The organism is Pectobacterium betavasculorum (genome assembly GCF_000749845.1).
GTDB lineage: Bacteria > Pseudomonadota > Gammaproteobacteria > Enterobacterales > Enterobacteriaceae > Pectobacterium > Pectobacterium betavasculorum.
Genome location: NZ_JQHM01000002.1, coordinates 253506 through 274662 on the forward strand (window position 1 = coordinate 253506; position 21157 = coordinate 274662).

A 21157-nucleotide genomic window follows, 5' to 3' on the forward strand; every position below is an offset into this window, starting at 1 on the left:
ATACTCTAAATAATTCGAGTAACCTTAATCAAATACCCCGGTGGACAAATATCTATCGCCGCGATCGCAGGCGATCGCCACAATCACGCTGCCGGGGTTTTCCGCCGCAATCCGCAACGCGCCAGCCACCGCACCACCGGTGCTGACGCCGCAGAAAATGCCCTCCTGACGCGCCAGTTGCCGCAGCGTATTCTCGGCGTCCACTTGTGTCATATCCAGAATACGATCGACCAGGTCGGCGCGAAAAATACCTGGCATATAGTCTGGCGTCCAACGGCGAATACCGGGAATGTGGCTCCCTTCCGCAGGCTGTAGCCCTACCGTACAAATTGCCGGATTCTGCTGTTTCAGGTAGCGGCTAACGCCGGAGATCGTACCGGTAGTTCCCATACTGGAGATAAAATGCGTCAGCTTGCCCGCCGTCTGCTGCCAGATTTCGGGACCTGTCGTGAGAAAGTGCGCCAGCGAGTTGTCCGGATTATTGAACTGATCGAGCATTTTCCCTTCTCCTGCCAGCACCATCTGTTTCGCACGATCTCGTGCGCCTTCCATACCCAGCTTGCGATTGACCAACACCAGCTCTGCGCCATACGCACGCATCGCAGTCTGGCGTTCATAGCTCATGTTGTCCGGCATCAGCAGGCGCAGTCGGTAGCCTTTTAGCGCCGCAATCATCGCCAGCGCAATACCGGTGTTACCGCTGGTCGCTTCGATCAGCCAGTCACCGGGGGTAATATCACCGCGATTTTCCGCCTGCTGGATCATAGAGAATGCCGCGCGATCCTTTACCGAACCGGCAGGATTATTCCCTTCCAGCTTCAGCCAGATTTCACTCTTCAACCCCTGCGTCATGCGCTGCAATCTCACCAGCGGGGTATTGCCAATACACTGCTCAAGCGTTGTCACAAGTTGAGTCCTAAAGTGTCTCACCCACTTACGGAGTGAACGATAAAGTTAACGTTGCTGACAAACCTATCATGGTTAATACGAGATACACGGGGCTACTACAGGGCGAGGCATCCCTACGGGAACCTCATCCCTGTGTTTCCCCTAAAATCTGACGTTGCCAGCAATCTCAATTTACGGCTTCTCTGGCGGGTTCTGTTCTCGTCCTTGCGCCACCTGTCTATTAAGGCGCCACTGGATGGCGCTTTTGATCAACAGCGTCAGTATCGCCATCACGGTTAACAGCGCCGCAGCGGTAAACGCCCCTACGCTGTTATAATCCTGATGCAATAATTCGACCTGTAGTGGCAGCGTGTAGGTTTCCCCACGAATCGAGCCAGAAACCACGGATACCGCACCAAATTCGCCAATCGCCCGCGCGTTGGTGAGCACCACGCCATAGAGTAGCGCCCAGCGAATATTCGGTAATGTCACCTTGTAGAACACCTGCCAGCCTGACGCACCGAGCAGCACAGCAGCCTCTTCCTCCTGACTGCCCTGACTCATCATCACCGGAACCAGTTCCCTGACCACAAACGGGCAGGTCACGAATATCGTCACCAATGCAATACCCGGCCAGGCAAACATCAGCTGTAGCCCCTGTTCATCCAGCCAACCGCCAACCGGGCCATTGGTGCTGTAGAAGAGCAGATACAGCAAACCAGCGACCACCGGCGAGACGGCGAAGGGAATGTCGATCAGCGTGAGCAACAGTTGTCGCCCCGGAAATTGAAAGCGCGTGACCAGCCACGCCAGCAGCGTGCCAAAGACCAGATTCACAGGCACGACAATCGCGACCACCAGCAGCGTGAGGCCAATCGCATGCAGCATGTCAGGATCGCTCAGGTTACGCCAGACGCCGCCCAGCCCGTGTGATAGCGCAGCGGCAAAAATTGACACCAAGGGGATAACTAGCATGATGAGCGATAATATCACGCCCAGCGCAATCAACACCGCTTTCGCCCAGTTGCGCTCCTGCCGAACAGGATGAGGTTGAGGTTGAGGTTGAGGTTGACGCCGCCGCTTCACGTCAGGAATTTCCGCCATTACACGCTCCGGGTCCGTTGACCAAAACGGCTTTGCAGCACATTGACAGCAAACAGTATCAATAAGGAAACCGCTAACACGACGGAAGCAATCGCGCTGGCGGCAGGGAAATCAAATTCCTGCAAACGGATAAAAATCATCAGCGAAACAACTTCCGTCTGCCAGGCAATATTCCCCGCAATAAAGATAACCGCGCCAAACTCGCCCAGACTGCGGGCAAACGACAGCGCGGTGCCCGTTAATAGCGCTGGGGTTAATTCTGGTAAAATGACGTAGCGAAAACACTGCCAGCGATTCGCCCCCAGCGTCTGCGCGGCTTCTTCGTATTCTGGACCCAGATCCTCCAACACGGGTTGAACGGTACGCACCACAAAAGGAATACTGGTGAACGCCATCGCGACCGTAATGCCAAGCCAGGTATAGGACACCTTGATGCCGTATTCTGCCAGCCATGCGCCGTACCAGCCGGTGGTTGAAAACAGCGCGGCCAGCGTCAGCCCCGCCACGGCGGTGGGGAGCGCAAAGGGTAAGTCCATCAGACCATCCAGCAGAGCACGGCCGGGAAAACGATAACGCGTCAGAATCCACGCCATTAACAGGCCAAATCCCGCATTAAATACCGTCGCCACCCCAGCCGCCAGGAGCGTCACCTTGTAAGCGGCCACTACCTGTGGATTGGTAATCACCGCCCAGTACTGCGCCCAACTCATTTCAGAGAGTTGCATCACCAGCGCACTTAAAGGCAGTAGCAGAATCAAACAGACAAACAGCAGGCTGCTGCCCAGACTCAGCGCAAATCCCGGCAGCACCCGTTTACTGGAACCAGAAAAGAGGTTACCCGACCCCAAAGACATTCCTGACGACCAGCCGCCAGCAATTTATCCAGCTCACCGCCGGTGTTGAAATGGGTTTTCATCACCTGTGGCCACGACCCAAACTGATCTTCCACCCGAAATAAGGTGGTCTCTGGGAAGCGGGATTTTAGCGTTTGCGCCAGCTCAGGGTTATTCACTCGGTAGTAAAAATCGGTAATCACCTTCTGTGCTTCCGGCGTATAAAGGTAATTCAGATAGGCTTTTGCCGCCTGCTCTGTGCCATTCTTCTCGACATTCTTATCAATCCACGCCACCGGGAACTCTGCCAGTACGTTGACCTTCGGAACGATTACCTCGTAATTCTCAGCACCGTACTGGTTACGTATGTTATTCACCTCAGATTCAAAGCTGATCAGCACATCGCCCAACTGACGCTCCACAAACGTGGTCGTTGCCCCGCGACCGCCGGTATCAAATACCGCGACGTTCGCCAGAAAACGCGTTATCCACGCGCGGGTTTTAGCCTCATCGCCACCGTTGGCTTTACTCGTCGCACCCCAGGCTGCCAGATAGGTATAACGCGCATTACCGGAGGTTTTCGGATTCGGGAAAATCAGCTTCACATCATCACGTACCAGATCGTTCCAGTCGTGAATCCCTTTTGGATTGCCTTTACGAACCAGAAAGGCCATGGTTGAGTAAAACGGAGAACTGTTATTTGGTAAACGCGCCTGCCAATCGGCGGGAATCAACTGACCGCGATCGTGCAAGATCTGGACGTCCGTCACCTGATTGTAAGTGACAACATCGGCCTTCAAGCCTTGCAGGATAGCCAACGCCTGCTTAGACGAACCGGCATGCGACTGTTTGATCGTCAACGGATCGTTGGGGTGCTGCGCCAACCACTGCTTTTCAAAGCCTGGATTGAGCGCAACAAATAGCTCACGAGACACATCATAAGAACTGTTCAGCAACTCGGTAGCAGAGACAGCGCTCTGCCCGCCCAACAGCAATGACAGCGCCAGAGAACCCTTCACCAGCCAGCCTTTCACCTGTACTTGATTCATCTTATGTCCTGCCAGAGTTAGCGCCTATTCGGTAGGCTTTGTTATGGGTGGTCTATCGTTTGCATAGCCATTTTTTTGAATAAAATGCACTCGTCAGCGCAAATCAGTGTAGGGGAAGCGGTGGTTAACATATAACCTTTATATATATTATTTCGGAGTTTTTAAGCGCTAAAGGGCATAACACCACGGCAAGAGATAACAGGAAAAAAGAGAAGAGATAGAAGGAGAAAATGCGGCAGGCTAGCCAATGAGAAAAAGTAGAAAGAACCGATGCCTGCACAGATACAGGCATCAGGAAAACACGTTGGATCTTACAGGGACAAAAGCTGATCCAGAGAGGGTGCGAAGAAGTAGCTGCCGCTGACGGCGCGTGTAAAGCGCAGCATGTCGTCACGTTTACCGTCACGATCGCCGAACATACTCAGCAACTGCTGCTCAATGTTGTGCAGACGCGCGCAGTAAGCGACAAAATAAAGCCCGTTCTTCCCGCTGGCGGTGCCATAAGGCAGGCTCTGACGCAGGATTTTCAGCCCCTTGTCGTCTTCTTTTAAATCCACGCGGCTGAGGTGCGACGTCACAGGACGTTGATCGGACGATAGCTCTTCATTATTCTGCTTCGTACGCCCGATCATCTGTTCCTGCTGTTCCACGCTAATACGCTGTAACTGCTTCAGATTGTGTTCCCAGCGTTGGGTAAACACGTAGCTGCCACCTGCATCTGGCTGGCCTTCAGGGATAATCGCCACGGCGTGGCGGGCATCACCCTGCGGGTTTTCCGTGCCGTCAATAAAGCCGCTTAAATCACGATCTTCCACCCAGCGAAAACCGTGAGTCTCTTCTTCGATACGAAGCGCGCTGCCAAACGCGGCCAGTGCCGCCTGAGCCAGCGTGAAATTGACATCATGACGAAGCGATTGGATATGGATCAACACATCGCGCTGCGTTGCAGGCGCAAGCCCTTTACCCAATGGCGTGAACGGCTTCAGCTCCGCCGCACTGTGATTGCAGTCCAGATCGCGCCAAACATCGCTGCCAAATGCCAGCACCGCGCCTAATCCTGCATCGGGATACTGCTGCTGTAATTCTAGTAGCGTCTGACAGAATTTTTTGCATCCCTGTCGGATAGCATCAAACTCTCCCTGAATCATCGCTTCCATAAAAATGGCAAAACGGCGGTGTTCCAATAAAATACCGCTTTGAATTGGTGTCATTTCTGCTTCCTCAAGCGTCAGTTTTTTCTTTTGTTGTTATCATTTACTACGGTAGTCATACCGAGTACGGCCGCCAAAAAAATATCAGGCGGCGCGGTATGATACCCGAAGCCGCCTGACTTTTACCTTGCGTAAAAACAAATTAGTCTTTTACATCAAGATGAATTAATTTCGCGCCTGCGCATGCCACACGATTTTGCTCACTTTCCAGGTTTTCAGGATATCGTCAGACGGCATCAAACCTTCCGGGCCGCCCCACTCGCCGGAATAGACATAGCTGACATGCTGACTCTGCGGCGCTGCACACTCAACGCTCCGCGCATCGTCACCTTGTCCCAATTGGCAGGATTCGAACGCTTTGCTGTAAGTATTGCTAAAAGCGTCACCGATTTTCACACCACCTGCACTGGCAATCGTCGAATCCATGACTTCAACTTTACGCACGCTGCCCTTCGGCTGGCCGCTGATGATCATCTTCACGTCTTTGCCGTCCAGCGCCTGATAAAACGCGACCAGTTGACCGTTGGATGTCCCCATTCCGCTACGCAGTTGATAATTACCATCCAGCGCGTTCTGTAACGCTCCTTCGGACAACGGTGTACCCGCATTGATGCCGCCGACGCCAGCATCGGTGACCTGTAATGCACTGCCGAACCAGTTAAACGGAGACAGGCTAGACCAGGAAAAATTGGAAAGCGTGCTACATCCGGCCAGTAACAGCGGTAACCCCAGCACCAGCGATAAACCCAACGGGCGAAAATTCATGGTGTGTACTCCTCAAAATTGAACGGCTTCCGTCGTCAGCCACCCTAGCAAGATGGGGATTGGAGTCTGCGAGCGACGAAAAGTGCCGTAAAAGACAATATGACGCTGATGTCTGGCATTTACCTAATGCTCGTTCTGTCGATCGGATGAGCCTTGTAGCAGGTTTCTGTTCGTCAGGTCGTGTTTCCTCCACGCTTCCTTCAGACCCCATCTCACGATGACGCCCTTGCAGCAGTTTAGCGTCAGTGAAATAACAATCAATATTCCCGATCTTCAATCAGACGCTTTCCTAGCAAGATGCAATCGACGATCTCATAGTCGAGCTTTTCATACATGCCGATTACCGCGTCGTTGTCTTCGCGCACCATCAGATTCAGTTTCGGACAGCCGCGGGCAATCAGCTTTTTCTCCAACCGGCTAATCAACGCATTCGCAATGCCGCGCCCGCGAAAATCCGGGTGTACGCCCAGATAGTAGGCCGAACCGCGGTGGCCATCGTAACCACCCATTACCGATCCCACGATTTCACCGTTCACCTCTGCGACCAGAAATAGATCGGGATCGTGATTGAGCTTACGTTCGATGTCCATTTCAGGATCGTTCCACGGGCGCAGCAAATCGCAGCGTTCCCAGAGGGTGATCACGGCTTCAAAGTCATCCTGCCTGAATATGCGGATTTCCATCACAGTCGCCATTTTGCAATAAGGTAAATCGTGATTATCGCGTGATTTTTATCAGACGCAATCCATAATTGCGCGCCGCTATCAGGAATCACACAACGAGTGTCCGGGGATCGATTTTATTGATGGTATACTGCACGCCTTATTGCTGTGCCACCATCGCTATGGAAACGAGATGCCCACTATGTCTGACATCAACGCGGTAAAACATTTTTTGCTTAGCTTACAGAAAGATATCTGTCAGCAGCTTGCAGCGATCGATGGCGGAGCCGATTTCGCCGAGGATGAATGGCAGCGTGCAGAAGGCGGCGGCGGATGCAGTCGCGTGCTGTCGGGCGGGCGCATTTTTGAGCGCGCTGGCGTAAATTTTTCCCACGTGACTGGCAAGTCATTGCCCCCTTCGGCCAGCACGCATCGACCCGACCTGGCAGGTCGTAGCTTTCAGGCGATGGGCGTGTCGCTGGTGATTCATCCGCTAAGCCCTTACATTCCCACCAGCCACGCCAACGTACGTCTGTTCGTTGCCGAGAAACCGGGAGAAGAACCGGTTTGGTGGTTTGGCGGCGGGTTCGATCTGACGCCCTATTATGGCTTTAAAGAAGACGCGGTACACTGGCATCAGACCGCCCACGACCTGTGCCAGCCATTCGGCGACGATGTCTATCCCCGCTACAAGAAATGGTGCGACGATTACTTCTTTCTCAAACACCGTAACGAGGCTCGCGGCATCGGCGGGCTATTTTTTGACGATCTGAACGAACCTGATTTTGCTACCAGCTTCGCCTTCATCCGTGCCGTCGGTAACGGATTTCTCGATGGCTATCTACCCATCGTCGAACGACGCAAAGATCTGCCGTGGGGAGAGCGCGAGCGCGAATTCCAGCTCTATCGTCGTGGCCGCTATGTGGAATTTAACCTGATTTGGGATCGCGGTACCCTGTTTGGCCTGCAAAGCGGCGGACGCACCGAGTCCATTTTAATGTCCATGCCGCCGCTGGCACGCTGGGAATACCAGCATCAACCAGAACCGGATAGCCCGGAAGCCGCACTTTATCGAGATTTCTTGCCCGCCAGAGACTGGCTGGCAGAAAGTAATACGCACAACAAGGAAGCATAAGTCATGCAGATTTGGGTCGACGCCGACGCCTGTCCTAACGTCATTAAAGAAGTGCTATTTCGCGCGGCGGATCGCACACAAATGCAGGTCACGCTGGTCGCCAACCAGACCATAAAAGTGCCGCCGTCACGCTTTATTAGCACGCTGCGCGTCGCGGCAGGTTTTGACGTCGCCGACAATGAGATTGTACGCCGCGTTGAATCGGGCGATTTGGTGATCACTGCCGATATTCCGCTAGCATCAGAAGTGATAGAAAAAGGTGGCATCGCGTTGAACCCGCGCGGAGAGCGCTATACGCCGGATACCATTCGGGAACGGCTGAACATGCGAGATTTTATGGACACCATGCGCGCTAGCGGGATACAGACCGGTGGCCCCAGCACCTTGAACCAGCGGGATCGTCAACAGTTTGCTAATGAACTGGACAAGTGGTTGCAGCAGGTGCGGAAGTCATAGCTATCCGAGTACCGTTATCTGGAACGCTCGCCATCCCGCGTCTTCTGCTTTAGCAGTTCACAGGGATGGCGATATCGACTAGCGATAAACCGGTAGCAAGTCGAGGCTGGAAAGAATGTGTATCAGCGCGGTGCCGACGCCAAATAGCAGCACCAGCGCAACCATCGCATTACCGCCACGAACACGGAACATCGGGCTACCGAAGCGACGACGCGATGCAAGCGCCAGCAACGCAGGCGTAATCACCGCCCATACGGTGGCGGCTAATCCGGCAAACCCAATCGCGTAAATAAAACCGTTCGGATAAAACAGCCCACCGATAATAGGCGGCAGGAAGGTCACCAGCGCCGTTTTCGCTCTTCCGATTCGACTATCATCAAATTTCAGCAAATCAGCCAGATAGTCAAACAGCCCCAGCGTTACCCCAAGAAACGAACAGGCGACGGCGAAGTTGGAAAAGACGGTGAGCAACACATCCAGATAAGGGCTGTTTAGCACGCCGCCCAATGTCTGCACCAGAACATCAATATTACCGCCCCGCTCCGCAATCCCGATAAAATCAGGACGAGCAATATTTCCCATCGTACCAATCAGCCAGATGGCATACATCACCAGCGCCAGCGCACTGCCAATAAACAGACAACGCTTGATCACCTGTGGCTGGTGACCGTAATGCTTCACCAAACTGGGAACGTTGCCATGAAAACCAAAAGAGGCCAGACAAAATGGCAATGTCATCAACACATACGGAAGGTAGCTGGGTGCCTCTTCCGCAACATTGAGTAAAACAACCGGCTTAACGTTCCACAGCAGGCTGCCGAACGTCATGAAAAAGGTTAGTACCTTTGCAGCAAGAAAAAAGGCGGTCATGCGGCTCACTGCCGCCGTGCTCAGCCACACGGTAAACGCAACAAATAGCGCAAACAGACAGCCACCGACACGAGCAGAGAAATCGATCGACATCTCAGCAAGCGTGTGGTGAATGATTGAACCACTCGCCGAGATATACGCGTAGGTCAGAATGTAGAGGACAAAGGCAATCGATATGCCATTAATGGCATTCCATCCCTTACCCAACAGATCTTTGGTCAGCGTATCAAAGCTGGCTCCGGCCTGATAATTGAGGTTAGCTTCCAGTATCATCAGCCCCGAGTGATACATGCAAAACCAGGTGAAGACCAACACGGCAAATGACCAGAAAAACCAGGCGCCCGACATCACCACCGGCAGGGAAAACATCCCAGCGCCAATAATCGTCCCTGCAATAATCATCGACCCGCCAAACAGCGAAGGAAGTCGCTTTTCTGTACCGCTTTTTTCTACTGTATTTTCTTTCACTGCGCGTGTTGCCATAGCCGATATTCGCTCGTTGGTTTTTTTATCGAGTCTGGGGAAAGGGGCTCCTACAGACGAGGCGGGATCATGGCATAAAACGAAAATTATTCCATTAATTCGTACAGGTCAGACAGTTTTTGGGTCAATAAACTGCGGTAAATAAAAAAACCCAGCCAACAATCGACTGGGTTTGTCTGTATTACTGGAAATAACTTACAGCGGCTGAGTTTGTGCTTCCACCACCGCCAGCGCGACCATGTTCACGATCCGGCGTACCGAAGCAATCGGCGTCAGGATATGTACTGGTTTCGAAATCCCCATCAGCACCGGCCCAACCGTCACACCTTCTGAAGACGACACGCGCAGCAGGTTATAGCTGATACGCGCAGACTCCATATTCGGCATGATCAGGATGTTGGCTGAGCCTTTCAGCGGGCTGTCCGGCATTTGCTCGCGGCGGATCGCTTCCACCAGCGCGGCGTCGCCGTGCATCTCGCCATCAATTTCCAGTTCCGGTGCCAGCTTGTTCACCAGCGCCAGCGTTGCACGCATTTTCTGCGCCGTCGGGGAATCCGAGGTGCCGAAGCTGGAGTGCGACAGCAGCGCAACTTTCGGTTCGATACCAAAACGACGTACGCTTTCTGCCGCCATCAGGGTAATTTCTGCCAGTTGTTCCGGCGTCGGATCCGCATTGACGTAGGTGTCAGCGATAAAGGTGTTGCCGCTCGGCAGCATCAGCGCGTTCATCGCCCCCGCTGTATGTACGCCCTCACGGTAGCCGAACACTTTCTCGACGACGTCGAAATGCTCTTCATAGGTGCCAATCGTGCCACAAATCAGCGCATCCGCTTCGCCACGGTGAACCATGATCGAACCAATCAGCGTTGGATTGCCGATCACCGCACGCTGCGCTTTTTCCTGCGACACGCCGCGACGCTTCATGAGTTCGAAATACTCGCTCCAGTATTCTTTGAAGCGCGGATCGGATTCGTTATTAACCACTTCGAAATCTTTACCGATGGTCAGTTGCAGCCCCAGCTTTTGCAGACGCATTTCGATGACGCTCGGACGACCAATCAGAATCGGGAACGCCAGCCCCAGCGTCACCAACTCCTGCGTGGCGTGCAATACGCGAGCATCTTCACCTTCGGCGAATACCACGCGCTTCGGCTGCTGACGCGCCTGTGCGAAGATCGGCTTCATGAACAGGTTGGTTTTGTAGACGAACTGAGTCAGTTTTTCGACATAGGCATCGAAATCCTCGATCGGACGCGTCGCCACACCGGAATCCATTGCCGCTTTCGCCACCGCCGGTGCGATCTTGATGATCAAACGCGGATCGAACGGTTTCGGAATCAGATAATCAGGGCCAAATGACAGTTCCTGATCGCCGTAGGCAGAGGCTACCACTTCACTCTGCTCCGCCAGAGCCAGATCGGCAATCGCGTGCACGCAGGCCAGTTTCATCTCTTCGTTAATCGTGGTCGCACCGACATCCAGTGCGCCACGGAAGATGAACGGGAAGCACAGCACGTTGTTCACCTGATTTGGGTAGTCTGAACGACCAGTACAGATAATCGCATCTGGGCGTACTTCTTTCGCCAGCGGCGGCAGAATTTCTGGTTCTGGGTTTGCCAGCGCCAGAATCAACGGGTGTGGTGCCATGGTTTTGACCATGTCTGGCGTCAGCACGCCGGGGCCGGAACAGCCAAGGAAGATATCCGCATTGGGGATCACATCAGCCAGCTTGCGTGCGCCATTGTCTTCAATCGCGTAAGCGGCCTTGGTTTCTTCCATATTTTCGTCACGACCGTGGAAAATCACGCCGCGCGAATCACACACCACAATGTTGTGCTTCTGAAGACCCAGCGCCACCAGCAGGTTCAGACAGGCGATAGACGCCGCGCCCGCACCGGACACCACCAGACGCACATCGGAAATATTCTTCTCTACGACGCGCAGGCCGTTCAGAACAGCGGCGGTACAGATGATTGCCGTACCGTGCTGATCGTCATGGAAGACGGGAATCTTCATGCGCTCGCGCAGTTTCTTCTCGATGTAGAAACACTCCGGTGCCTTGATGTCTTCCAGATTGATACCGCCGAACGTCGGCTCCAGCGCAGCAATCACGTCGATCAGCTTGTCTGGATCCAGTTCATCAACTTCGATATCGAAAACATCAATGCCGGAGAATTTTTTAAACAGGACGCCTTTGCCTTCCATCACCGGTTTACCGGCTAGTGCACCGATATTACCAAGACCCAGCACGGCCGTTCCGTTAGAGATAACGGCGACCAGATTGCCGCGCGCGGTGTATTTGTAAGCGGCCAGCGGATCTGCCGCAATTTCCAGACAGGGTGCCGCCACGCCGGGGGAATACGCCAGCGCCAGATCGCGTTGCGTCGCCAGCGGTTTAGTCGGGGAAACCTGAATTTTGCCGGGGATCGGATACTGGTGAAAATCCAGGGCGCTTTGCTTTAGCTGTTCATCCATTTTATGTACCTTTTCGGTTTTGTTGTATCTGTAGGGTAAAGAGTACCCAGTATAGTGTTTGCCAATGGCGAAACTACCGAGGATGGCAAAAACTGAGGGGCAATGCTGGTTAATATAGTTATTTTATTTGACGTTTTTTTGTTCAGCAGCCAGATACGCTACAGCAAGAAATCGCGCGATGCTGGCGCGGTTGAATGCTATTATCTGTGAACGAAATTGAGATACCGTGCGCGAAAGGATCGCAAACGGCGATATTGTTTGTGATCCAGATCAATTAATTCACCTGAGTCCATTGCATAACTCTGGCACCGCATGCTGATATTGCGGCGCAACACAAACACGTTACACCAGCCTATTTTTATCGCGGCGTGCTACTGCTACGGCAGGCAAGACCAAAGTAAAAATGCATTTCCTCTTTTTAAGAGGTGCATTTTTATTTTGGTCTTTTTTTTTGGCCTAATTGGCGTCAACACAGGGTAAAGACTATGAATTATCAAAAAACGAATTATCAAAAAACGAATTATCAAAAAACGAATTATCAAAAACTTGGAGTCGACATACTCACATTGAGCGGCGGCAAGCAGAATGTCAGCAAACTGACCCACTGCGCCACTCGTTTACGTTTTGAGTTCAACGACAGTCATGCCGTACAGGCAGAAGCAATTGCGAAGCTCCCCGGTGTCATCAGCGTGGTCGATCGCGGCGGTCAGTTTCAGGTGGTGATCGGCAACGACGTTCAAATCACCTACAGGGCGATTTTGAATGAGCTTGGCAAGATGAACGGCCAGCGCCATACAGGCAGCCATTCTGACAACAAGAAACAGCAGAAGAAAGGCGGCATTTTCTCGCAAATTATCAGCGTAATATCCACCACCTTCACCCCCGTGATTCCAGCAATTACCGGCGCAGGGATGATTAAAGCGCTGCTGGCGATCCTCAAACTGACCGGATTAATTTCCGCCGACAGCACGACCTATCGCCTGCTGGATACCATCTCTGATGCAGCCTTCTTCTTCCTGCCTGTGCTGCTGGCCTACGGTGCCTCCATCAAGTTCGCCTGTAACCCGATTCTGGCGATGACGATTGCTGGCGCCTTGCTGCACCCCAATCTGGCTCAGTTGCTGGCATCAGGCGGGCCAATCAGTTTTATCGGTATTCCCGTTCGGCTGGCGGACTATGCCGGATCGGTGTTACCAATCATCCTCACCGTGTGGATCATGTCCTACATCGAGCGCTTCGCTGAAAAAATCTCACCCTCGATGATCACATTTTTCACCAAGCCGATGATCGTGCTGCTGTTTACCGCGCCGCTCGCGCTGGTGGTGATTGGGCCTTTCGGTATATTCCTCAACGATCTGGTTGCCAGCGGTGCCGCTATCATCGACGGAAAGGCGAGCTGGCTTATTCCGATGCTGATGGGCGGCCTGCAACCGTTTTTGGTCATCACCGGCACCGCCTGGGCGATGACGCCGATTGCCACCTCGCAGCTTACCCGCAACGGCTTTGAGATGATCAACGGACCCGGCATGCTGGCTTCCAACATTGCTCAGGGTGCCGCCACGCTGTGCGTCGCGTTTAAAACCAAGAACAAAAACCTGAAACAGCTGGCTTCTTCAGCAGGCTTCACTGCCCTGTTGGGTATCACCGAGCCTTCTTTATACGGGGTCACACTGAAACTGAAGAAACCACTGATTGCCGCCATGATTGGCGGGGGCTGCGCGGGCATCTATGCTGGTTTAGCCGGTCTGGTTCGCTATGCCTTCGTCTCACCGGGGCTGGCAGCGCTACCTGCCTTTATTGGCGAAAATCCGATGAACATCGTCCATGCGCTGATCACCTGTACCATTGCGATTGTCGTCACGTTTGCACTCACCTGGGTCATGGGATTCGACGATCCGGTGGATGAAACTGATAACGCCAAAACCAATCCGACTCAGGCAAACCAGCACCAATCTGCACCGGCGGTTAATACCACACAAAAATTACAGACCAAAGAAAGCCACACTGAGCCACAAACCATTCTCAGCCCGCTGTCCGGCAAGCTGGTCGCGTTGAGTGACATCAACGATGACGTATTCTCTCAGGAATTACTGGGGCAAGGCGTTGCGATTATTCCTGACAACGGTGAAGTGGTCGCACCCGTCAGTGGCGAAATCATCACATTCCTTGAGTCCAAACACGCCATCGGTATCCGCACGGATAGCGGTTTGGAATTACTGATTCATGTCGGCCTTGATACGGTGAACCTCAACGGCAAGCACTTTACCGGCTATATCAAACCGGGCGACCGTGTCACCGCTGGCGACAGGTTAATTAGCTTCGATCTGCATGAGATAACGCGTTTGGGCTATGACCCGATTACGCCAGTCGTGATCATCAACAGCGATGAGTACGCCAGCATCGTTTGTACTACGCCACAGCGGATCGCACCGACGGATACCATCATCAAAGTGAACGCCTGACCGCCCACAATGGCAGTGGGTGCCCTACCCACTGCCTTTACCCTCTTTTTTGATGGGAGAAAATTATATGCACTATCAACAACAAAAACACTTCCCTGCGGGCTTTCTGTGGGGAGCATCGACGTCAGCTTATCAGGTAGAAGGTGGCTGGCAGGCCGATGGGAAAAGCCCATCGATCATTGATAAGTGTCAGCACCCGGAAAACACCGCTGACTTCACCGTGGCCAGCGATCACTACCATCGGTTTAAAGACGATGTGCAGCTTTTTGCCGAGCTGGGGCTGAAGGCTTACCGTTTCTCTATCGCCTGGACGCGTATTCTCCCCAACGGCACCGGTGCCATCAATCCGCTGGGCATCGCGTTTTACAACGAACTGATTGATGAACTGAACGCGCACGGTATCGAACCGGTCGTCACACTCTACCATTTCGATTTGCCTTATTGTCTTGAGGCACAGGGCGGATGGCAAAATCGCGCCACGATTGATGCCTTTGTTCACTACGCTCGCACGCTATTTACGCATTTCGGCGACAAGGTTAAATACTGGCTAACGATTAATGAGCAGAACACCATGATTCTGCATCCCGGCGCGATTGGCTTGCCGGAGGGTGGCGTTTTGCCATCCAAAAAAGTGCTGTATCAACAGAACCACCACATGATGCTGGCGCAGGCGCAGGTCATGGCTTTGTGTCACGAACTCGCACCCAACGGTTTTATTGGTCCGGCGATCAACACCACATCGATGTATCAGGCCACCAGCAAACCGGAAGATGCCATCGCCGCACACAACTGGGAAACGCTGCGCTGCTGGAGCTTTCTTGATGTCGCCGTACATGGCCGCTACAACGCACTGGCCTGGCGCTATCTGGAAGATCGCGGTTTGGCACCGGAGACATTGCCCGGCGATGACGAGATCCTACAGTCAGGAAAGCCCGACTACGTGGCGATCAACTATTATTCAACCGCCACCATTGCCGCCAGCAAAGGCGATGCATCGGACGTCAGCGCCCGTGCGGGCGATCAGCAAATCATGCTGGGCGAATCCGGCGTCTATCGTGCAGCGGAAAATCCGCACGTCGATAAAACGCCCTATGGCTGGGTCATCGATCCCGTTGGCCTGCGCTTAACGCTGCGTAAAACCTACGAGCGCTATCATCTGCCGATTCTGATTACGGAAAATGGCATCGGCGCACCGGATAAACTTGAGGCCGACGGTACAGTCAACGATCAATACCGCATCGATTTTATTGCCCGTCATATTGAACAGATGCAGCTCGCCATCAGCGATGGTGTTGATTTGATTGGCTATTGTCCGTGGTCGGCGATCGATGTGGTCAGCACCCATCAGGGCTACGGTAAGCGCTACGGATTTATTTATGTGAACCGCGATGAATTCGATCTGAAAGATCTACGCCGTATCAAAAAGAAAAGTTTTTACTGGTACCAGAGTGTCATAGAATCAAATGGTGCCCGGTTATTTCCCCACGCGCCCTAATACGGCCCCTCTGACACGAGGTTAAAACGGGGATAAGCCTACTCTGAATCCTTCATGTTGCGGGACAATTCACCCGCAACATGAAAGAGAAGAAATGGGTTATTATTTCACTGACGCTCCCACTGATATCACTCAAGAAACGCATGATGGCTGAACCGATAAAAGCAATAAAAATACTGAATAATAGCCTGGTCTTATCTTCTGATGCAGATAACAACGAAATCATTGTCATGGGGAAAGGGATCGGCTTTAACAGCAAGACTGGAGATGTTCTCGATCCAGCCAAAATTGAGAAAACCTTTATTCTCAAAGGTGGCCCATCACCACGCGAATTTGCCCGTTTGATTGAGCACGTTGGGGAAGAGTATGTTCACATCGTGAATAAGATTATTGATGATGCAAACCGGCAGCTTCATGGCCGCTTGAGCGAGCAGGTCTTTTTCACGCTGATCGACCATATCAGCTTTGCGATTGAGCGTTATCGCAAAGGCATCAGCATACAAAATCGTCTGCTTTATGAGGTAAAGCGGTTTTACCCGCAGGAATTTGCGATTGCTTCGCGGGCGCTCAACGACATTAACCAGCAGATGGCGCTGGAGTTACCAGAAGAAGAAGCGGGCAATATCGCGTTTCATTTGGTCAACGCGCAAACCGACATCCAGAATATGGAGAACACGCTCCAGTCAGTCAAAATGCTGAAAGATATCTTTAATATCATCCAGTACAACTTCCATATCGTGATTGATAAAGAGTCGATTAATTATTCACGCTTCCTGACGCACATGCAGTTCTTTATCCAACGTCTGTTGGAAAAGAGCCTGATTCATTCAAATGATGACTTTATTTTTGGTCAGGTCACCAAAGAATACCCTGATGCCTATAAATGCAGCCGATTAATCAAAGACTATATTCACAACCTGCTCAATATCGACATCTCTAACGATGAAATGCTGTACCTGATTATTCATATCGTCCGCATCGCTCCGCAAGAATAAGTCCGACACGCTAACCAGAAAAAACACTGTTATCGGGCAGTGTCGCGCCTATTATCATCTGGAAGGTATTGCGTATATATGCGGTTCATCTTTGCTTTTCGATATTTCGTCTTTAGCCTTCACGTTGAGGTGTAAACAAAAACATTTTCGAATATCCTTCTGTTTATTATAGATAAAAATAACTTCCGCCCTTCTTTCTTGCAAAAACAAAAGTAACAAAACCGCTCGTTTATAACTTATAACCTTTTTTTATTTGTTCGGTTTTACCCTGAAGATTAAAAGAGAAAGGTGTCAAAAAATGCCGTTTGGCAAATCACATACCGCATCAGTCCCTTTTCTTTTGATAAGAGAAATGCATTTATTTTTCCATGTCCTTTTTCCATGTCCAATGAAAAAAGACATGCCAGTTAACCCAGGTAAAAACAATGAAAAAACATCTGTTTGTCTTTCCGTTATTTATGCTTGGCATATTGCCACCGGCCTTTTCTGCCGATCAAAATGTCCCCACTGCGCGCACTTTTCAGGTACAGCCTGATGCGGCCTTGAAAACCACTCTGCCTGAAGCCGTCTTACAAAAAGGCTTTATCGTGGCAGGCACCAATCCCAATACGCCACCTACCACCTTCTATCAGGAAGATAATAAGACGCTAGCAGGGCGCGAAATCGATATCATGAACGCGATTGGCGACCGACTGGGCGTGCCAGTGAACTGGCACGATACCGGTGGATTTGACAATATCATTCCCGGTCTAAAATCAGGTCGCTACGATGTGGCGCTATCGAATATCAACGCGACGCCAAAACGTCTTGAGCAGATCGACTTTATCGGCTATTTCAACGCGTCAAAATTGGCCATCATTTCCCTTAAAGACGCTAACATTGCGCCATTTACCTCACTTAGTGAAGTGTGCGGTAAAGAAATTGGCGCAGGAGCGGGGACAACCCAACTGCTGCGTTTACAGGAAGCCAGCAAACAGTGCGCCACGGAGCAGAAAGCTCCGATCAAAGTCGCGATCTTCCCGGATCGTCCGTCTGGTGTACAGGCGGTGATCAGCGGACGTGTCCCGCTATTCTTCGGCCCCTATGAAGGATTACGCTATCAGGTGAGTCAGGTCAAACGACTGACCATCAGCGGCGATATCTCTGTGAACGACGCACCAGTTTCCATTGCGTTTCCTAAAAACTCTGCTTTGGAAGATGCCGTTCAAGCAGCGTTGAACTCGCTGATTAAAGATGGCACCTATCAGAAGATTTTGGATAAGTGGGATATCGGCTACGGCGCGGTCCCAGAGGCGAAACGTAACGCAGAGATCTTCGGATGAGTCTCTCCTCGCCACATCAGGAGCTACACATCGTCGCCAACCGACACTACGGGCGCTGGCTCAGCGCCCTACTGGTTCTGCTGCTATTAGGTGCAATCGCCCATTCTGTACTGAATAATCCCCGTTTTGAATGGCGAGTCGTTGTGGACAGTTTTACGGAAGACTCCATTCTTCAGGGCGTCATCATGACGCTGAAACTGACGGCAATATCGGTCGTACTGGGCTTTGGTGGCGGCACAATACTGGCGCTGATGCGCCTATCCAGCAACCCGGTACTGGTGGCGGTCAGTTGGGGTTACACCTGGTTTTTCCGTGGCGTCCCCACGCTGGTACAGTTGTTTCTCTGGTACAACATTGCTGCGCTCTATCCGACTATTTCGCTCTCGCTGCCATTTTTCGGAGAGGTGTTCAGCGTTCCTGGCAATACGCTCATCAGCCCATTTAATGCTGCGGTGCTAGCGCTGGTTATGCATCAATCTGCCTATGCGGCGGAGATTGTTCGCGCAGGTATTCAGAGCGTTAACCCCGGTCAGTTGGAAGCCGCCAGAGCGCTGGGATACCGTAAACCGCAGATATTCTTCTACACCGTTCTGCCGCAGGCGATGCGCGCCATTCTGCCTCCGGCGGGCAATGAGGTCATCGGCCAACTAAAAACCACGGCGGTGGTTTCCGTGATTTCACTTCAGGATGTGCTGTATTCAGCCCAGATCATTTATCAGCGAACCTATGAAGTCATCCCGCTGCTGCTGGTAGCCACTATCTGGTATCTGCTGCTGACTTCCGTGCTGTCTGTCGGCCAATACTACGTAGAACGCTATTTTGGCCGTTCCACGCTCAAACACAGCAAACCTGGTAAAAGCCGCAAACCGCGTGCCGCAAGGTTTATCCAACGTGCTCAGCCAACGAACAGACCACACCCCAGCGAATCCCCCAGCACCTGAACCGGCGGGCAATCGCGCATCAACGACTGGCTAACAATGGCATGCACTCAATGAATCAGGAAGGAAATACAACTATGGGCGAAGCCATCACACTGCAAAACGTACGTAAATCCCTGTCGGGAAATCTGATTTTAGATGACATCGATTTGCAGATGGAGGCGGGATCGGTTACCGCTATTCTGGGGCCGTCCGGCGCGGGTAAATCGACGCTGCTGCGCTGTATTAACCATCTCGAAAAACTCGACGGCGGCACCATTTGCGTAGGCGACACGCTGGTCGGGTATCGGCAGAAAGGCTATCGACTCTTTGAACTGAGTGACAAACAGGTGGCCGCCCAGCGCAGTAAAATCGGTATGGTATTTCAGCACTTTAACCTATTCCCTCATCGTACCGTGCTACAAAACGTTAGTGATGCCCCGCTACGCGTCAAAAAGCGGAACAGGCAAGAGGTGTTCGAGCAGGCTTATTCACTACTGCGACAGGTCGGGCTTGTGGAAAAGGCCGACAACTGGCCACATCAGCTTTCCGGTGGTCAGCAGCAGCGGGTGGCGATTGCTCGTGCCCTTGCCATGAATCCACAGGTCATGCTTTTTGACGAACCGACCTCGGCGTTAGATCCAGAGCTGGTCGGCGAAGTGCTTCAGGTCATTAAAAAGCTGGCGCATTCCGGTATTACGATGGTCATCGTCACACACGAGATCGGATTCGCCCGTGAGATCGCCGATAACATCGTGTTTATGGAAAATGGCAGAATTGTCGAGACTGGCCCAGCCAGACAGGTGCTCGATGCTCCGCAAAACCGCCGTACGCTGGCCTTTTTCTCAACGGTGCTGTAACAACGCAGGTGCAGTCATTGATATTGGCAACTATCAGATTTCTGACGATTTACTCGTACTTTTGAATAATGAGGATGTTAAATTAATTAATCATTGGCTACTATCAGTTCCATAGGAAAATTATGGAAAATTTTTTGTGACAACAATTAGAGATATTGCCCAAAAAGCCGGAGTCGCAGCATCAACCGTTTCTCGCGTGCTTAATAACGACCCCAGTCTGTCGGTAACCAAAGAAAAGCGCCAACTTATCAAGAACATTGCCCATGAGTTGGCCTATTTATCGCCCACACAACGCAAGCAGCAGAAAAAAAAGTTAGAGAACTCGCTTGTTGTACGATCTCATTTTAAAATGGATAACGACAATTTATTACACCTCGCCGTCGTCCACTTTCTTACGCCCTCTGAAGAACTCAACGATCCTTATTTTACCGCAATGCGCATTGGTATTGAAAATCGCTGCCACCATTTTGCTATTTCGTTGCGAAATATATTCACCACAAACTTATCATCCAATAGCCATACATTATCTCAGGCGCAGGCGATCATTTGCGTGGGGCATTTTAGCGATGATGATATCGCCTTAATCTATTCATTAAATAAAAACCTGATTTTTATCGATTCGGCTCCCCTCGATAAAAAATGTGACGCCGTGATTTTTGACCGGGAAGCGGCTGCGCGCGAAGTATTACACTACATTGTTAAGAGTGGAGCTGAGCGCCCTGCATTCATCGGGAACAATGAGAGCCGGCTGCATGTATTTCAAGAAATAACCCAAAAATACGGTATCTACCATGAATCACGGTGTAAGGTCAGTCAGCTATTCTCTATTGCATCCGGCTATCAGGCGATGAATGAGTTGCTGCAACAAAAAGAATGGCCTGATGTTGTGTTCGCCGCGACAGACATTATCGCTATCGGCGTGTACCGCGCGATTCAAGAGAAAGGCATTTCCATTCCCAGACAAATAAAAGTGATTGGAATGAATGATATTCCCATGGCACAGCACCTCAACCCCAGCCTGACCACAATGCGACTCTACCCCACCGAAATGGGCGAAGCCGCCGTCGATCTGTTTTTAGAATTGGTGGCAGGACGCTATTATAAAAAACACGTACAGATTGGTTATGAGATGGTTTGGCGCGAAAGCTTCACACTCAACGATGCTCTTTTATAAT

Annotated in this window: 17 protein-coding genes and 1 pseudogene; 9 read left to right on the forward strand and 9 right to left on the reverse strand. The window is 51.8% G+C overall.

Going from position 1 to position 21157, the window contains the following annotated elements:
* Window positions 1-24: 24 nt before the first annotated feature.
* From cysM to KP22_RS08710, 7 genes and pseudogenes are all read right to left on the reverse strand, one after another.
* Window positions 25-906, reverse strand: coding sequence for a cysteine synthase CysM (gene cysM, locus KP22_RS08680; RefSeq protein ID WP_039303696.1), 882 nt, complete (start codon window positions 904-906; stop codon window positions 25-27).
* A gap of 174 nt (window positions 907-1080) precedes the next feature.
* Window positions 1081-1992, reverse strand: a complete 912-nt coding sequence (gene cysW, locus KP22_RS08685; RefSeq protein ID WP_039323746.1) for a sulfate/thiosulfate ABC transporter permease CysW — start codon at window positions 1990-1992, stop codon at window positions 1081-1083.
* A complete protein-coding gene (cysT, locus tag KP22_RS08690; RefSeq protein WP_039323749.1) occupies window positions 1992-2846 on the reverse strand; it encodes a sulfate/thiosulfate ABC transporter permease CysT in 855 nt (284 codons plus the stop codon). Before cysT ends, cysW begins: the two co-directional genes overlap by 1 nt.
* Window positions 2847-2848: 2 nt before the next feature.
* Window positions 2849-3874 (reverse strand): annotated as a pseudogene (locus KP22_RS08695) (sulfate ABC transporter substrate-binding protein); the annotation flags it as partial.
* A 311-nt stretch (window positions 3875-4185) separates the two neighbouring features.
* On the reverse strand, window positions 4186-5085 hold the full coding sequence (locus KP22_RS08700) for a Dyp-type peroxidase (protein ID WP_039303683.1): 900 nt from the start codon (window positions 5083-5085) through the stop codon (window positions 4186-4188).
* A gap of 165 nt (window positions 5086-5250) precedes the next feature.
* The gene (locus tag KP22_RS08705; protein WP_039323751.1) at window positions 5251-5850 is read right to left on the reverse strand and encodes an RpoE-regulated lipoprotein; all 600 of its coding nucleotides are present in this window, start codon (window positions 5848-5850) and stop codon (window positions 5251-5253) included.
* 257 nt (window positions 5851-6107) lie between these two features.
* A complete protein-coding gene (locus KP22_RS08710; RefSeq protein ID WP_039303676.1) occupies window positions 6108-6533 on the reverse strand; it encodes a GNAT family acetyltransferase in 426 nt (141 codons plus the stop codon).
* A 181-nt stretch (window positions 6534-6714) separates the two neighbouring features.
* Between KP22_RS08710 and hemF the strand changes: the two genes are divergently transcribed.
* Window positions 6715-7647 (forward strand): oxygen-dependent coproporphyrinogen oxidase, encoded by a 933-nt coding sequence (gene hemF / locus KP22_RS08715; RefSeq protein WP_039303888.1) that lies wholly within the window; start codon window positions 6715-6717, stop codon window positions 7645-7647.
* A gap of 3 nt (window positions 7648-7650) precedes the next feature.
* Window positions 7651-8103 (forward strand): YaiI/YqxD family protein, encoded by a 453-nt coding sequence (locus tag KP22_RS08720; RefSeq protein WP_039297674.1) that lies wholly within the window; start codon window positions 7651-7653, stop codon window positions 8101-8103.
* Window positions 8104-8181: 78 nt separating this feature from the next.
* Here KP22_RS08720 and mtr read toward each other — a convergent pair whose 3' ends face one another.
* Together mtr and maeB are read right to left on the reverse strand one after the other, a co-directional pair.
* A complete protein-coding gene (gene mtr, locus KP22_RS08725) occupies window positions 8182-9456 on the reverse strand; it encodes a tryptophan permease (protein ID WP_039303673.1) in 1275 nt (424 codons plus the stop codon).
* 195 nt (window positions 9457-9651) lie between these two features.
* On the reverse strand, window positions 9652-11931 hold the full coding sequence (maeB, locus tag KP22_RS08730; RefSeq protein ID WP_039303669.1) for an NADP-dependent oxaloacetate-decarboxylating malate dehydrogenase: 2280 nt from the start codon (window positions 11929-11931) through the stop codon (window positions 9652-9654).
* Window positions 11932-12416: 485 nt separating this feature from the next.
* Here maeB and KP22_RS08735 point away from each other — a divergent pair, with 485 nt between their 5' ends.
* The 7 genes from KP22_RS08735 to KP22_RS08765 all read left to right on the forward strand — a co-directional run bounded on the left by KP22_RS08735 (window position 12417) and on the right by KP22_RS08765 (window position 21156).
* Window positions 12417-14393 (forward strand): beta-glucoside-specific PTS transporter subunit IIABC, encoded by a 1977-nt coding sequence (locus tag KP22_RS08735; RefSeq protein WP_052012499.1) that lies wholly within the window; start codon window positions 12417-12419, stop codon window positions 14391-14393.
* Between the two features lie 67 nt (window positions 14394-14460).
* Window positions 14461-15888, forward strand: a complete 1428-nt coding sequence (locus KP22_RS08740) for a glycoside hydrolase family 1 protein (RefSeq protein WP_039323755.1) — start codon at window positions 14461-14463, stop codon at window positions 15886-15888.
* 146 nt (window positions 15889-16034) lie between these two features.
* A complete protein-coding gene (gene licT, locus KP22_RS08745) occupies window positions 16035-16883 on the forward strand; it encodes a BglG family transcription antiterminator LicT (protein ID WP_081926236.1) in 849 nt (282 codons plus the stop codon).
* A 425-nt stretch (window positions 16884-17308) separates the two neighbouring features.
* On the forward strand, window positions 17309-18205 hold the full coding sequence (locus KP22_RS08750; protein ID WP_039303659.1) for an ABC transporter substrate-binding protein: 897 nt from the start codon (window positions 17309-17311) through the stop codon (window positions 18203-18205).
* Window positions 18202-19146, forward strand: a complete 945-nt coding sequence (locus KP22_RS08755; RefSeq protein ID WP_039303656.1) for an amino acid ABC transporter permease — start codon at window positions 18202-18204, stop codon at window positions 19144-19146. The genes KP22_RS08750 and KP22_RS08755 overlap by 4 nt, the downstream gene beginning before the upstream one ends.
* Before the next feature lie 74 nt (window positions 19147-19220).
* Window positions 19221-19982 carry an amino acid ABC transporter ATP-binding protein gene (locus KP22_RS08760; protein WP_039303654.1) on the forward strand — a complete coding sequence of 254 codons (762 nt, stop codon included), beginning with the start codon at window positions 19221-19223 and terminating at the stop codon, window positions 19980-19982.
* A 136-nt stretch (window positions 19983-20118) separates the two neighbouring features.
* Window positions 20119-21156, forward strand: a complete 1038-nt coding sequence (locus KP22_RS08765; RefSeq protein WP_039303650.1) for a LacI family DNA-binding transcriptional regulator — start codon at window positions 20119-20121, stop codon at window positions 21154-21156.
* Window position 21157 lies beyond the last annotated feature (1 nt).

Coding starts and splice junctions, on each gene's coding strand:
- cysW (WP_039323746.1), bottom strand. CDS start 1,992: ATGGCGGAAATTCCTGACGTGAAGCGGCGGCGTCAACCTCAACCTCAA.
- cysT (WP_039323749.1), bottom strand. CDS start 2,846: ATGTCTTTGGGGTCGGGTAACCTCTTTTCTGGTTCCAGTAAACGGGTG.
- KP22_RS08700 (WP_039303683.1), bottom strand. CDS start 5,085: ATGACACCAATTCAAAGCGGTATTTTATTGGAACACCGCCGTTTTGCC.
- KP22_RS08705 (WP_039323751.1), bottom strand. CDS start 5,850: ATGAATTTTCGCCCGTTGGGTTTATCGCTGGTGCTGGGGTTACCGCTG.
- KP22_RS08710 (WP_039303676.1), bottom strand. CDS start 6,533: ATGGAAATCCGCATATTCAGGCAGGATGACTTTGAAGCCGTGATCACC.
- hemF (WP_039303888.1), top strand. CDS start 6,715: ATGTCTGACATCAACGCGGTAAAACATTTTTTGCTTAGCTTACAGAAA.
- KP22_RS08720 (WP_039297674.1), top strand. CDS start 7,651: ATGCAGATTTGGGTCGACGCCGACGCCTGTCCTAACGTCATTAAAGAA.
- mtr (WP_039303673.1), bottom strand. CDS start 9,456: ATGGCAACACGCGCAGTGAAAGAAAATACAGTAGAAAAAAGCGGTACA.
- maeB (WP_039303669.1), bottom strand. CDS start 11,931: ATGGATGAACAGCTAAAGCAAAGCGCCCTGGATTTTCACCAGTATCCG.
- KP22_RS08735 (WP_052012499.1), top strand. CDS start 12,417: ATGAATTATCAAAAAACGAATTATCAAAAAACGAATTATCAAAAAACG.
- KP22_RS08740 (WP_039323755.1), top strand. CDS start 14,461: ATGCACTATCAACAACAAAAACACTTCCCTGCGGGCTTTCTGTGGGGA.
- licT (WP_081926236.1), top strand. CDS start 16,035: ATGGCTGAACCGATAAAAGCAATAAAAATACTGAATAATAGCCTGGTC.
- KP22_RS08750 (WP_039303659.1), top strand. CDS start 17,309: ATGAAAAAACATCTGTTTGTCTTTCCGTTATTTATGCTTGGCATATTG.
- KP22_RS08755 (WP_039303656.1), top strand. CDS start 18,202: ATGAGTCTCTCCTCGCCACATCAGGAGCTACACATCGTCGCCAACCGA.
- KP22_RS08760 (WP_039303654.1), top strand. CDS start 19,221: ATGGGCGAAGCCATCACACTGCAAAACGTACGTAAATCCCTGTCGGGA.